The sequence below is a fragment of the Staphylococcus epidermidis genome (genome assembly GCF_006742205.1).
Classification (GTDB): Bacteria; Bacillota; Bacilli; order Staphylococcales; family Staphylococcaceae; genus Staphylococcus; species Staphylococcus epidermidis.
Genome location: NZ_AP019721.1, coordinates 1,618,064 through 1,631,773, shown reverse-complemented (window position 1 = coordinate 1,631,773; position 13,710 = coordinate 1,618,064). Strand labels below are relative to the sequence as shown.

Below are 13,710 nucleotides of genomic sequence, written 5' to 3'. Positions count from 1 at the left end.
GGTGAGCGTGTGAAATTAAAGAAAAACGATAGACGAGTAGCCATTAAAGAGGCTATCGAATTAAACCCCTTCATCACTGATTATGAATTGTGTGAGAAGTTTGATGTAAGTATTCAAACTATACGTTTAGATCGCACGCATTTAAATATTCCTGAGTTACGTAAAAGAATTAAATTGGTAGCTGAACAAAATTATGGACGAATTAAATCAATAGAAGCCAATGAAATTATAGGTGATTTGATTCAAGTGAATCCTGATGTTAGCGCACAATCTCTAATTGAAATTACAATTGATTCTGTTTTTGCAAAAAGTGAGATTGCTAGAGGGCACGTCTTATTTGCACAAGCTAACTCATTATGTGTAGCTCTTATACATAAACCAATAGTATTGACACATGAAAGTCAAGTTGAATTTAAAGAAAAAGTAAAATTAAATGATACAGTTCGAGCAGATGCCCGTGTCATAGATATAACAGATAAGCATTATATTATTGAAGTGAATTCTTATGTTTCAGATATGTTAGTTTTTAAAGGTAAATTCAAAATGTACTATACAAGTGAGGATGAATGAAATGGTTAAAATTGCAGTAGATATGATGGGCGGGGATGATGCGCCTGGTATTGTATTAGATGCAGTTAAAAAAGCTGTCGAGGACTTTAAAGATTTGGAAATTATTCTTTTTGGTGACGAATCACAATACAATTTAAGTCATGAGCGAATAGAGTTTAGACATTGTACTGAAAAGATTGAAATGGAAGATGAACCAGTACGTGCAATTAAACGTAAAAAAGATAGCTCGATGGTTAAGATGGCTGAGGCGGTAAAATCAGGAGAAGCTGATGGTTGTGTATCAGCTGGAAATACAGGAGCTTTAATGTCGGCTGGATTATTTATTGTTGGACGTATTAAAGGCGTAGCGAGACCTGCATTAGTTGTAACATTGCCCACTACTGATGGCAAGGGATTTGTGTTCTTAGATGTTGGTGCCAATGCTGATGCTAAAGCAGAACATTTACTACAATATGCGCAATTAGGAAATATTTACGCTCAAAAAATTCGTGGTATTCAAAATCCTTCGGTGTCACTTCTTAATATTGGCACTGAAGCAGCTAAAGGAAATTCTTTAACTAAAAAAGCATATGATTTATTTGAGAAAAATCAATCATTTAACTTTACAGGTAATATTGAAGCAAAAACACTTATGGATGGAAATGTTGATGTCGTAGTAACAGATGGTTATACAGGGAACATGGTTCTTAAAAATCTTGAAGGTACTGCAAAATCTATAGGTAAAATGTTGAAAGAAACAATAATGAGTAGCTTCAAAAATAAATTAGCTGGTGCAGTATTGAAAAAAGATTTAGAAACATTTGCTAAGAAAATGGACTACTCTGAATACGGTGGATCAGTATTATTAGGTTTAGATGGTACGGTTGTAAAAGCTCATGGTAGTTCAAACGCTAAAGCATTTTATTCTGCAATTAAACAAGCAAAAATTGCTGGTGAAGAGAATATCGTTCAAATTATGAAAGATACAGTAGGTGAGTAAAATGGGTAAAATAGCAGTTGTATTCCCAGGCCAAGGTGCACAAAAAGTAGGGGTGGCTAGTGACTTATATAATGAAGAGGAACGCTCGACTCGAGTATTAAATTTAGCTCAAGAGACAGTAGACTTTGATTTGCTAGAAACGATGTTTACTGATAATGATGGGAAATTAGGAGAAACAGAAAATACACAACCTGCACTATTAACGCATAGTGTTGCGTTACTAGAATCATTAAATCATTTAAAAGTAGATTATACTATGGGACATAGCTTAGGAGAATATTCAAGCTTAGTTGCTAGTGGTGTATTATCTTTTGAAGATGCGGTTAGAATTGTGCGTAAACGTGGCCAACTTATGGCTCGAGCGTTTCCTAACGGTGTTGGAGGTATGGCAGCAGTATTAGGTTTGGATTATGATGATGTTGATAAGATATGTCAAACGTTATCTACAAAAGAACAGTTAATTGAACCTGCTAATATTAACTCACCAGGTCAAATCGTGGTGTCTGGACATAAATCTTTAATTGATGAATTAGTAAAAAAGGGCAAAGAACTTGGTGCTAAACGCGTTCTTCCATTAGCTGTTTCCGGTCCTTTTCATTCTTCAATGATGAAAGTTATTGAAGAGGATTTTGCTAATTTCATTAATCAATTTGAATGGCATAATGCTAATTATCCAGTTGTTCAGAATGTTAATGCAAAGGGAGAAACCGATGCTGAAGTAATTAAACGCAATATGGTTAAACAATTATATTCACCTGTTCAATTTATTCAATCAACGAAGTGGTTGATTAATCAAGGTGTCGATCACTTTATTGAAATTGGACCGGGAAAAGTATTATCTGGGCTTATCAAAAAAATAAATCGAGATGTAAAAATCACTTCAATTCAAACACTCGAAGATGTGAAAGGATGGAATAATCATGAATAAAAGTGCTTTAGTTACAGGTGCTTCTCGTGGTATTGGTAGAAGCATTGCATTGCAATTAGCGGAAGAAGGATATAATGTAGCTGTCAATTATGCTGGAAGTAAAGATAAAGCAGAAGCAGTTGTTGAAGAAATTAAAGCTAAAGGTGTAGAAAGCTTTGCAATACAAGCCAATGTTGCAAAAGGCGATGAAGTTAAAGAAATGATTAAAGAAGTGGTAAGTCAGTTTGGTTCTGTAGATGTATTGGTTAACAATGCAGGGATAACTAAAGACAACTTACTTATGCGTATGAAAGAACAAGAATGGGATGACGTGATTGATACGAACTTAAAAGGTGTGTTTAACTGTATTCAAAAAGTAACGCCACAAATGTTGCGTCAACGTAGTGGTGCAATCATTAATCTAACTAGTATTGTTGGTGCAATGGGTAATCCTGGACAAGCAAACTATGTTGCAACAAAAGCAGGTGTCATTGGATTAACAAAAACTGCAGCACGAGAACTAGCATCACGAGGTATTACAGTGAACGCTGTAGCACCTGGTTTCATCGTTTCAGACATGACAAATGCTTTAAGTGATGATTTGAAGGATCAAATGTTAGAGCAAATTCCTTTAAAACGTTTTGGAGAAGATACAGATATAGCTAATACTGTTGCCTTCCTAGCTTCTGATAAAGCTAAATATATTACAGGCCAAACAATTCATGTTAACGGTGGAATGTATATGTAATGTTCGAAAAGGAGCAAACGAACACATGAGCTGAGGCTCATGTATAAGAAACACTAAATACCTATGTATTAAGTGAAAAGAGGAACACATGAGCTGAGACTCATGTATAAGAAACACTAAATACTTATTGCATTAAGTGTTTCTAAAATTCTACTTGTATTTTAGAAAGTAAAATGGGAAAATAAAATAGTCTATCAAAAGACTCTTTAAAAGGAGGTGAAGCGACGTGGAAAACTTCGATAAAGTAAAAGACATCATCGTTGATCGTTTAGGCGTAGATGCTGATAAGGTAACAGAAGACGCATCATTCAAAGATGATTTAGGCGCTGACTCACTTGATATCGCTGAATTAGTAATGGAATTAGAAGACGAATTTGGTACTGAAATTCCTGATGAAGAAGCAGAAAAAATCAACACTGTTGGTGATGCTGTTAAATACATCAACAGCCTTGAAAAATAAAATGATTAATATCTGAGTCGTCTTCTCGTCGGCTCAGATTTTTTCTTTAGTTTTAGTCTGTTTTCACGTAAAATTAAATTAAGCTTTTGAAATTTATAGTTAGGAGGTTAGGTTGTGACTAACCAGAAAAAGAAAGAAATGGTACATGATTTTCAACAAAAATTTACTGATAAGATGAAGTCGTTAGGGTTACATTTTAAAAATATTGATTTATATCAACAGGCATTCTCTCATTCAAGTTTTATTAATGACTTTAATATGAATCGTTTAGAACACAACGAACGCTTAGAATTTTTAGGTGATGCGGTATTAGAATTGACGGTTTCACGCTATCTTTTTGACAGACATCCTCATTTACCAGAAGGTAATTTGACAAAGATGCGCGCAACAATTGTTTGTGAACCTTCACTTGTGATATTTGCGAATAAAATTAAATTAAACGAACTGATTTTATTAGGTAAAGGTGAAGAGAAGACAGGAGGCAGAACAAGACCTTCCCTTATTTCAGATGCATTTGAAGCTTTTGTAGGTGCACTATATTTAGATCAAGGTTTAGATTCAGTATGGACATTTGCTGAAAAAGTCATCTTTCCGTATGTAGAAGATGACGAGCTTGTTGGCGTCGTAGACTTTAAAACACAATTCCAAGAATATGTACATAGCCAAAATAAAGGAGATGTGACATACCAATTAATTAAAGAAGAGGGTCCCGCACATCATAGACTATTTACATCGGAAGTGATTTTAGAAAATAAAGCAGTTGCAGAGGGTAAAGGAAAGACAAAGAAAGAATCCGAACAAAAGGCAGCAGAACAAGCGTATAAACTAATGAAAAATAAAAAATCATTATAATTATAAAAATATGATAATCTATGATTGATTATCATATAAAGCTTTAATCTATATTGATAATTTTTAATAATTGTTAATATAGCCCCAAGCTTATCAACTCAACACGACTGTGATAAGGAGAATACAATGGTTTATTTAAAATCAATTGATGCCATAGGATTTAAATCTTTTGCCGACCATACCAATGTTCAATTTGATAAAGGTGTGACAGCTATTGTTGGTCCTAATGGAAGTGGTAAAAGTAATATTACTGATGCAATTAAATGGGTACTAGGTGAACAGTCTGCCAAATCACTACGCGGTGCTAAAATGGAAGATATCATTTTTTCAGGTGCTGAACATAGAAAAGCTCAAAATTTTGCTGAAGTAAAACTTAAATTAGATAATCATTCACAAAAACTACAAATTGATTCTGAGGAATTAGTTGTCACACGCCGTCTCTATCGAAGTGGTGAGAGTGAATATTATTTAAATAATGATCGTGCACGGTTAAAGGATATTATAGATTTATTTCTCGATTCAGGACTTGGAAAGGAAGCATTTAGTATTATTTCTCAAGGAAGAGTAGATGAAATATTGAATGCAAAACCAATCAATCGTCGACAAATTATTGAAGAATCTGCCGGAGTACTTAAATATAAAAAACGTAAAGCTGAATCGATTCAAAAACTTGACCATACTGAAGATAATCTTAATCGAGTCGAAGATATCTTATATGATTTAGAGGGACGAGTGAAACCGTTAAAAGAAGAGGCGGCCATTGCTAAAGAATATAAGCAATTATCTAAAGAGATGGAGCAAAGTGATGTCATCGTTACAGTATCTGACATTGATCATTATACTGAAGATAATCAGCGATTAGATGAGCGTTTAAATCACCTAAAGAGTCAACAGGCTGAGAAAGAAGGTCAACAAGCTCAAATCAATCAGTTACTACAAAAATATAAAGGTAAACGTCAACAAAACGATTATGACATTGAAAAGTTAAATTATGAATTAGTTAAAGCAACTGAGAATTATGAGCAATTATCAGGTAAGCTAAATGTATTAGAAGAAAGAAAGAAAAACCAATCAGAAACAAATGCAAGATATGAGGAAGAATTAGATAATTTAGAATCACAAATTGATTCTATTAAAAATGAAAAAGCCCAAAATGAAAAATTATTAGCTGAGTTAAAAAATAAGCAAAAGCAATTAAACAAGGAAGTTAAAGAATTAGAGTCACTTCTTTATATATCCGATGAACAACACGACGAAAAACTAGAAGAAATTAAAAATAGTTATTATACATTGATGTCAGAACAATCAGATGTTAATAATGATATAAGATTTTTAGAACATACAATCAATGAAAATGAAGCAAAAAAATCACGATTAGATTCGCGTTTAGTAGAGGCTTTCAATCAACTTAAAGACATTCAACAAAATATTACTCAAACACAAAAGGAATACCAAAGTTCTAAGAAATCTATGGAAAAAGTAGAACAAAATATTCAACAATTAGAACAACAGTTGACAGATTCTAAAAGACTTCTATCTGAATATGAAAATAAACTATATCAAGCCTATCGTTATAATGAAAAGTTAAAATCAAGAATTGATAGTTTAGCTACTCAAGAGGAAGATTACACGTATTTCTTTAATGGTGTAAAGCACATTTTGAAAGCAAAAGATAAAGAATTAAGAGGAATTCATGGTGCGGTTGCAGAAGTGATTAACGTTCCTTCAGAAATGACACAAGCGATTGAAACCGCCTTAGGTGCATCGTTACAGCACGTTATTGTTGATAATGAAAAAGACGGTCGCCAAGCAATCCAGTACTTGAAGCAAAGAGGTTTAGGTCGTGCTACTTTTTTACCATTAAACGTGATTCAACCAAGACATGTAGCTGCTGACATTAAAGATGTAGCTCGTGGTTCACAAGGGTTCATTAATATTGCATCTGATGCCATAAATGTATCTGCTAAATATCAAAACATCATTGAAAATTTATTAGGTAATACCATCATTGTAGAAAATTTAAAACATGCAAATGAACTTGCACGTGCCATTCGATATCGGACAAGAATAGTAACTTTAGAAGGTGATGTTGTAAATCCTGGTGGTTCCATGACAGGTGGAGGAGCACGTAAAACAAAAAGTATATTGTCACAAAAAGATGAATTATCAACAATGCGAAATCAACTTGAAGATTATCAACGACAAACAGCAGAATTTGAACGTCAGTTTAAAGAACAAAAAACACAAGCTGAACAATTAAGTGAACAATATTTTAGTGCAAGTCAGCAGTACAACAATTTAAAAGAACAAGTACATCATCACGAATTAGAACTGGATAGACTAAAAACACAAGAAGCACATCTTAAAAATGAACATGAAGAGTTCGAATTTGAAAAAAATGATGGATATCAAAGTGATAAAAGTAAAGAAACATTAAAAGAAAAACAAAATCATTTAATTGAGATACAACAACAATTGAAGCAACTAGAAAGTGATATTGAAAGATATACACAATTATCAAAAGAAGGAAAAGCTTCGACACATCAAACACAACAACAACTACATCAAAAACAATCTGATTTAGCTGTTGTTAAAGAGCGAATTAAATCGCAAAAGCAAGTTTATGAACGTTTAGATAAACAACTTAGCGATTCAGAACGTCAAAAAATTGAAGTAAATGAAAAAATCAAATTGTTTAATTCAGATGAAATGATGGGTAAAGATGCTTTTGAAAAGTTGAAAGAGCAAATTCAGCAACAAGAAAATGTAAGACAAAATTTAAATCAACAACTTAGTGAGATTAAACAGCAACGTAAAGATCTTAATGAGAAAATCGAAATAAATGAAAGTCAGCTTCAAAAATGTCATCAAGATATACTTTCTATAGAAAATCATTATCAAGATATTAAAGCAAAACAATCAAAGCTAGATGTATTAATCAACCATGCAATAGATCATTTAAATGACACGTATCAACTCACAGTAGAACGTGCAAGAATGGAATATGATTCTGATGAAACAATTGACAATTTGCGTAAAAAAGTAAAATTAACGAAGATGTCAATCGATGAATTAGGTCCTGTAAATTTAAATGCAATAGAACAATTTGAAGAGTTGAATGAACGATACACATTTTTAAATGAGCAACGAACAGATTTAAGAGAAGCAAAAGAAACCTTAGAACAAATCATTCATGAAATGGATAAAGAAGTTGAAGGACGTTTTAAGACAACATTTCATGCGGTTCAAGATCATTTTACGACAGTGTTTAAGCAATTATTTGGTGGTGGACAAGCAGAACTTCGTTTAACTGAAGATGACTATTTGTCTGCTGGCGTTGATATCATCGTACAACCGCCAGGAAAGAAATTACAACATCTTTCATTATTAAGCGGTGGTGAACGTGCTTTAAGTGCTATAGCATTATTGTTCGCCATTCTCAAAGTTCGATCAGCACCTTTTGTTATACTAGATGAAGTAGAAGCGGCATTAGATGAAGCGAATGTGATACGATATGCCCAATATTTAAATGAATTATCTACAGAAACACAATTCATTGTAATTACACATCGGAAGGGAACGATGGAGTTTTCTGATCGTTTATATGGTGTAACAATGCAAGAGTCTGGTGTTTCTAAGTTAGTTAGCGTCAACCTAAATACAATAGATGAGGTTATGAAGGAGGAACAAGCATGAGTTTTTTTAAACGTCTGAAAGATAAATTTTCTAGTAAAAGTGAAGATGATATTCAAAAAGACCTAGATGAAACTGTAGATTCAAATGCTAATAGTGACTCAGATTCAATGGACCCGAATGATTCTGATGAACAAGTTAAACCCAAAAAGAAACCTAAAAAATTAAGTGAAGCTGATTTTGACGAAGATGGCTTGATATCGATTGAAGATTTTGAAGAAATTGAAGCTCAAAAAATTGGAGCAAAATTCAAAGCCGGTTTGGAAAAATCACGTCAAAACTTCCAAGAACAGTTAAATAATTTAATTGCTCGATATAGAAAAGTTGACGAAGATTTCTTCGAAGCTCTGGAAGAAATGCTTATTACTGCGGACGTTGGTTTTAATACCGTTATGAAATTAACTGATGAGCTACGTACAGAAGCACAAAGACGTAATATACAAGAAACAGAAGACTTAAGAGAAGTTATAGTTGAGAAGATTGTAGAAATCTATCATCAAGAGGACGATCATTCTGAAGCAATGAATATTGAAGATGGACGTTTAAATGTCATACTGATGGTTGGTGTGAATGGTGTCGGCAAAACAACAACAATTGGTAAATTAGCTTATCGTTATCAACAAGAAGGTAAAAAAGTAATGTTAGCCGCTGGTGATACCTTCAGAGCTGGAGCAATTCAACAATTAAACGTCTGGGGAGAACGTGTTGGTGTTGAAGTTGTGAGTCAAAACGAAGGTTCTGACCCTGCAGCAGTAGTATATGATGCGATTAATGCCGCAAAAAATAAAGGCGTAGATATTTTAATTTGTGATACTGCAGGACGCTTGCAAAATAAATCTAATTTAATGCAAGAGTTAGATAAAATGAAACGTGTGATTAATCGTGCAATACCTGATGCCCCCCATGAAGCTTTATTATGTTTGGATGCAACAACTGGTCAAAATGCACTTTCACAAGCACGTTCATTTAAGGAAGTTACAAATGTCTCAGGTATAGTTTTAACTAAATTAGACGGTACTGCTAAAGGGGGTATTGTATTAGCAATTCGAAATGAGTTACACATTCCAGTTAAATATGTTGGTTTAGGCGAAAAAATGGATGACTTACAACCGTTTAATCCTGAAAGCTATGTATATGGATTATTTGCTGATATGATAGAACAAAATGAAGATATTCCTGAAGAAATCTCTAGAAATTCATCCGTTGAATCTGAAGAAGGTAACTAAAATGGGACAAAATGATTTAGTTAAAACATTGCGTATGAATTATCTATTTGATTTTTATCAAAGTTTGCTTACAAATAAACAGAAAAATTATCTCGAATTATTTTATTTACAAGATTATTCTTTAAGTGAAATTGCTGATACATTTGAAGTGAGTAGACAAGCAGTTTATGATAATATAAGAAGAACTGGCGATTTAGTAGAAGATTATGAATCGAAATTACGACTATACCAAAGATTCGAGAAACGTCGTGAATTATATAACTTAATGAAACAATCACTTAATCAACCTGAGTTGCTTAAACAATATATCACTCAATTAGAAGAATTAGAGTAGTGATCATTATAATAAAGGAGGGCAAACGTTATGGCATTTGAAGGATTATCCGATCGCTTACAAGCCACGATGCAAAAAATGCGTGGTAAAGGGAAAGTAACAGAAGCAGATATTAAAACGATGATGCGTGAAGTGAGATTAGCGTTATTGGAAGCCGATGTTAACTTCAAAGTTGTTAAGGAATTTGTTAAGACTGTTTCAGAACGAGCGCTAGGTTCTGATGTCATGCAATCTTTAACACCTGGCCAACAGGTTATTAAAATCGTACAAGAAGAACTTACTAGTTTAATGGGTGGAGAAAATACTTCCATTAAGATGGCAAACAAACCACCAACTGTTGTCATGATGGTCGGTTTACAAGGTGCAGGTAAAACGACGACAGCAGGTAAGTTGGCATTATTAATGCGTAAAAAATATAACAAGAAACCTTTACTTGTGGCAGGAGATATTTATCGTCCAGCTGCTATTGATCAATTACAAACAGTAGGTAAACAAATTGATATCCCTGTGTATAGTGAAGGTGATCAAGTATCACCACAACAAATTGTTGAAAATGCTTTAAAACATGCTAAAGAAGAACATCTAGATTTCGTTATCATTGATACAGCTGGTCGTTTACACATTGATGAAGCACTTATGAATGAGCTTCAAGAAGTTAAAGAAATCTCTAAACCAGACGAAATTATGCTTGTTGTTGATGCAATGACAGGTCAAGATGCTGTGAATGTGGCACAATCATTTGATGAACAATTAGATGTTTCAGGTGTAACATTGACTAAATTAGATGGTGATACACGCGGTGGTGCAGCACTTTCAATCCGTTCCGTTACCCAAAAACCTATTAAATTTGTAGGTATGAGTGAGAAATTGGATGGTTTAGAATTATTCCATCCTGAACGAATGGCCTCACGTATTTTAGGTATGGGTGATGTTTTAAGCCTCATTGAAAAAGCGCAACAAGATGTAGATCAAGAAAAGGCTAAAGATTTAGAGAAGAAGATGAGAGAGTCATCATTTACATTAGATGATTTCTTAGAACAGTTAGATCAAGTTAAGAATTTAGGTCCTTTAGATGACATTATGAAAATGATTCCTGGTATGAATAAAATGAAAGGTTTAGATAAGCTTAATATGAGTGATAAACAAATTGATCATATTAAAGCGATTATACAATCTATGACACCTAAGGAACGTTCAAACCCTGAAACATTAAATGTATCACGTAAAAAACGTATTGCAAAAGGATCCGGCCGATCTTTACAAGAAGTTAATCGATTAATGAAACAATTTAATGATATGAAGAAAATGATGAAACAATTTACTGGTGGCGGTAAAGGTAAAAAAGCTAAACGAAACCAAATGCAAAATATGTTAAAGGGTATGAACTTACCATTTTAATTTATGAAATCAAGCATCGAAACTCGAGAGTGTCTTCGGTGCTTGATTTTTTTGAACCTTTATAAGGATTATTAACAAAATTAATAGAAACGCCTGAGTTAAAGCACATGCATAACCAAAAGTACGATTTACTTCGTAAATCTACTTTTGGTAAAGAAAAAAGTCTTTACAAAAATTTGTGTAACTGTTATTATTTATTCTTGTAGAAAATAAAAATAATAAACACATAAAGGAGAGTAATTTAAATGGCAGTTAAAATTCGTTTAACTCGTTTAGGTTCTAAAAGAAACCCATTCTATCGTATCGTAGTTGCAGATGCACGTTCACCACGTGATGGTCGTATCATTGAGCAATTAGGTACTTACAATCCAGCACACGTTAATGCACCAGAAGTTAAAATCGACGAAGAATTAGCTTTAAAATGGTTACACGACGGTGCTAAACCAACTGATACAGTTCACAATATCTTATCTAGAGAAGGTATTTTGAAAAAATTTGATGAACAAAAGAATGCTAAATAATTAGCTTATGTTTTTTTGGGACGCCATTATGGCGTCCTTTTTTAATCATATTTATTTGTTACATACATACGTGTTAATATATATTTGATTCAGTTTAATAAACTTTAATTAGAAGGAGGGTCATACATGGAGGTAGAGGTTGGACAAATAGTCAATACCCATGGTATTAAAGGGGAAGTAAAGGTGAAATCCAATTCTGATTTTACTGAAACACGATTTCAACCTGGTGAACAATTACTTGTAAAACATAATAATACTGAAATTGTTTATACGGTCGCTTCTTATCGTATACATAAAGGATTTCACATGTTAAGGTTTGAAGGAATCAACAATATAAATGAAATTGAACATTTGAAAGGTGATTATATTTATCAAGAACGTGATCACCAAGATATAGAATTAGGAGAACATGAATACTATTATTCGGATATTATTGGTTGTACAGTATTTAAAGATGATGATACGCCAATTGGTCGGGTGATTAATATTTTTGAAACAGGTGCTAATGACGTTTGGGTTGTTAAAGGTGAAAAAGAGTATCTCATTCCTTATATTGAAGATGTTGTGAAAGATATTGATATAGAAACTAAAACGATTAAAATTACACCGATGGAAGGATTGTTAGATTAATGAAGATAGATTATTTAACGCTATTTCCTGAAATGTTTGAAGGTGTTTTAAACCATTCAATATTAAAACGTGCGCAAGATAAGGGAATCATTAATGTTAATACTATCAATTTCCGAGATTATTCTATTAATAAGCATAATCAAGTTGATGATTACCCATTTGGTGGTGGCCAAGGTATGGTATTAAAGCCTGAACCTGTTTTTAATGCTATGGAAGACATAAATCATAATGAACATACTCGAGTGATACTTATGTGTCCACAAGGTCGTCCCTTTACTCAAGAGATTGCACAAGAATTAAGTGAAGCAAAACATATAGTCTTTATTTGTGGACACTATGAAGGATATGATGAGCGCATACGTAAGCATCTTGTAACTGATGAAATATCAATGGGGGATTATGTCCTAACTGGTGGAGAGTTACCAGCAATGACGATGACCGATGCAATAGTGAGGCTTATTCCAGGCGTCTTAGGTAATCAAGCATCACATCAAGATGATTCATTTTCAGATGGATTGTTAGAATTTCCTCAGTATACACGTCCTCGTGAATATAAAAATATGAGTGTTCCTGAAGTATTATTATCTGGCAATCATGCGCACATTGATCAGTGGAGACATGAACAAAAACTCATTCGTACTTATGAAAAGCGACCAGATTTATTAGAACAATATCCATTAACTGAAAAAGATAGAGAAATTTTAGAAACCTATAAAAAGAAATTGAAAAATGATTAACGTTATGCTATTATAATTCAAGTGTGAAAAAACACTAATAATCACTATGATCCGCTGCTATACTTTTGTCTAGGCAAGAACATAGGTTGAAGGAGAGAATTTATAATGAGTAATCATAAGTTAATCGAAGCAGTAACTAAATCACAATTACGTACTGATTTATCTACTTTCCGTTCAGGAGACACTTTACGTGTACACGTAAGAATCGTTGAAGGTTCTCGCGAACGTATCCAAGTTTTCGAAGGTGTTGTAATTAAACGCCGTGGTGGAGGAATTTCAGAAACTTTCACAGTTCGTAAAATTTCTTCTGGTGTAGGTGTGGAAAGAACTTTCCCATTACACACGCCTAAAATCGAAAAAATTGAAGTTAAACGTCGTGGTAAAGTACGTCGTGCTAAATTATATTACTTACGTAGTTTACGTGGTAAAGCTGCTAGAATTCAAGAAATTCGCTAATCAGTATATTCGACAATTTATAAAAGGCCAGTCTATAAGCACTATAGTTGCCAATTTCAACTTATTGCTTAAGATTTGCCATAATGAAAAAAGCTTTCAAACTTCTGTTTTACCAGAGTTTGAAAGCTTTTTTATTTTATCTCAAATTAAACTGCTGTCCTATTTATTGAAGATATGAATCAGAATTCATATTGATTGT

Annotated in this window: 14 protein-coding genes; all 14 read left to right on the top strand. The window is 33.2% G+C overall.

The features are described from left to right. The first annotated feature begins 9 nt into the window (after positions 1 to 9). The 14 genes from fapR to rplS all read left to right on the top strand — a co-directional run bounded on the left by fapR (position 10) and on the right by rplS (position 13,511). Positions 10 to 570 carry a transcription factor FapR gene (gene fapR, locus FNL83_RS07910; protein WP_001830099.1) on the top strand — a complete coding sequence of 187 codons (561 nt, stop codon included), beginning with the start codon at positions 10 to 12 and terminating at the stop codon, positions 568 to 570. A 1-nt stretch (position 571) separates the two neighbouring features. Beyond that, positions 572 to 1,549, top strand: a complete 978-nt coding sequence (gene plsX, locus FNL83_RS07905) for a phosphate acyltransferase PlsX (RefSeq protein WP_001830112.1) — start codon at positions 572 to 574, stop codon at positions 1,547 to 1,549. A 1-nt stretch (position 1,550) separates the two neighbouring features. Beyond that, positions 1,551 to 2,477, top strand: coding sequence for an ACP S-malonyltransferase (fabD, locus tag FNL83_RS07900; protein WP_002489765.1), 927 nt, complete (start codon positions 1,551 to 1,553; stop codon positions 2,475 to 2,477). Next, positions 2,470 to 3,204, top strand: coding sequence for a 3-oxoacyl-[acyl-carrier-protein] reductase (gene fabG, locus FNL83_RS07895; protein WP_001830161.1), 735 nt, complete (start codon positions 2,470 to 2,472; stop codon positions 3,202 to 3,204). The genes fabD and fabG overlap by 8 nt, the downstream gene beginning before the upstream one ends. Before the next feature lie 226 nt (positions 3,205 to 3,430). Beyond that, complete coding sequence (locus FNL83_RS07890; protein ID WP_001830184.1) at positions 3,431 to 3,664, top strand: acyl carrier protein; 234 nt, start codon at positions 3,431 to 3,433, stop codon at positions 3,662 to 3,664. A 114-nt stretch (positions 3,665 to 3,778) separates the two neighbouring features. Continuing rightward, positions 3,779 to 4,516, top strand: a complete 738-nt coding sequence (gene rnc, locus FNL83_RS07885; protein WP_002470220.1) for a ribonuclease III — start codon at positions 3,779 to 3,781, stop codon at positions 4,514 to 4,516. Between the two features lie 126 nt (positions 4,517 to 4,642). After that, on the top strand, positions 4,643 to 8,212 hold the full coding sequence (gene smc, locus FNL83_RS07880) for a chromosome segregation protein SMC (protein WP_002468549.1): 3,570 nt from the start codon (positions 4,643 to 4,645) through the stop codon (positions 8,210 to 8,212). Further along, on the top strand, positions 8,209 to 9,435 hold the full coding sequence (ftsY, locus tag FNL83_RS07875; RefSeq protein ID WP_001830080.1) for a signal recognition particle-docking protein FtsY: 1,227 nt from the start codon (positions 8,209 to 8,211) through the stop codon (positions 9,433 to 9,435). The genes smc and ftsY overlap by 4 nt, the downstream gene beginning before the upstream one ends. Position 9,436: 1 nt before the next feature. Then, positions 9,437 to 9,769, top strand: coding sequence for a putative DNA-binding protein (locus FNL83_RS07870; protein ID WP_002457379.1), 333 nt, complete (start codon positions 9,437 to 9,439; stop codon positions 9,767 to 9,769). 30 nt (positions 9,770 to 9,799) lie between these two features. Then, complete coding sequence (gene ffh, locus FNL83_RS07865) at positions 9,800 to 11,167, top strand: signal recognition particle protein (RefSeq protein WP_001830113.1); 1,368 nt, start codon at positions 9,800 to 9,802, stop codon at positions 11,165 to 11,167. Positions 11,168 to 11,412: 245 nt separating this feature from the next. Beyond that, the gene (rpsP, locus tag FNL83_RS07860) at positions 11,413 to 11,688 is read left to right on the top strand and encodes a 30S ribosomal protein S16 (RefSeq protein WP_002439483.1); all 276 of its coding nucleotides are present in this window, start codon (positions 11,413 to 11,415) and stop codon (positions 11,686 to 11,688) included. A 126-nt stretch (positions 11,689 to 11,814) separates the two neighbouring features. Continuing rightward, a complete protein-coding gene (rimM, locus tag FNL83_RS07855; RefSeq protein WP_001832559.1) occupies positions 11,815 to 12,318 on the top strand; it encodes a ribosome maturation factor RimM in 504 nt (167 codons plus the stop codon). Beyond that, positions 12,318 to 13,055, top strand: a complete 738-nt coding sequence (gene trmD, locus FNL83_RS07850; RefSeq protein WP_001829466.1) for a tRNA (guanosine(37)-N1)-methyltransferase TrmD — start codon at positions 12,318 to 12,320, stop codon at positions 13,053 to 13,055. Before rimM ends, trmD begins: the two co-directional genes overlap by 1 nt. A gap of 105 nt (positions 13,056 to 13,160) precedes the next feature. Next, entirely contained in the window at positions 13,161 to 13,511 is a 351-nt protein-coding gene (gene rplS, locus FNL83_RS07845) for a 50S ribosomal protein L19 (protein ID WP_054828570.1), read from the top strand. Positions 13,512 to 13,710 lie beyond the last annotated feature (199 nt).

Coding starts and splice junctions, on each gene's coding strand:
- plsX (WP_001830112.1), top strand. CDS start 572: ATGGTTAAAATTGCAGTAGATATGATGGGCGGGGATGATGCGCCTGGT.
- fabD (WP_002489765.1), top strand. CDS start 1,551: ATGGGTAAAATAGCAGTTGTATTCCCAGGCCAAGGTGCACAAAAAGTA.
- fabG (WP_001830161.1), top strand. CDS start 2,470: ATGAATAAAAGTGCTTTAGTTACAGGTGCTTCTCGTGGTATTGGTAGA.
- smc (WP_002468549.1), top strand. CDS start 4,643: ATGGTTTATTTAAAATCAATTGATGCCATAGGATTTAAATCTTTTGCC.
- ftsY (WP_001830080.1), top strand. CDS start 8,209: ATGAGTTTTTTTAAACGTCTGAAAGATAAATTTTCTAGTAAAAGTGAA.
- FNL83_RS07870 (WP_002457379.1), top strand. CDS start 9,437: ATGGGACAAAATGATTTAGTTAAAACATTGCGTATGAATTATCTATTT.
- ffh (WP_001830113.1), top strand. CDS start 9,800: ATGGCATTTGAAGGATTATCCGATCGCTTACAAGCCACGATGCAAAAA.
- rpsP (WP_002439483.1), top strand. CDS start 11,413: ATGGCAGTTAAAATTCGTTTAACTCGTTTAGGTTCTAAAAGAAACCCA.
- rimM (WP_001832559.1), top strand. CDS start 11,815: ATGGAGGTAGAGGTTGGACAAATAGTCAATACCCATGGTATTAAAGGG.
- trmD (WP_001829466.1), top strand. CDS start 12,318: ATGAAGATAGATTATTTAACGCTATTTCCTGAAATGTTTGAAGGTGTT.
- rplS (WP_054828570.1), top strand. CDS start 13,161: ATGAGTAATCATAAGTTAATCGAAGCAGTAACTAAATCACAATTACGT.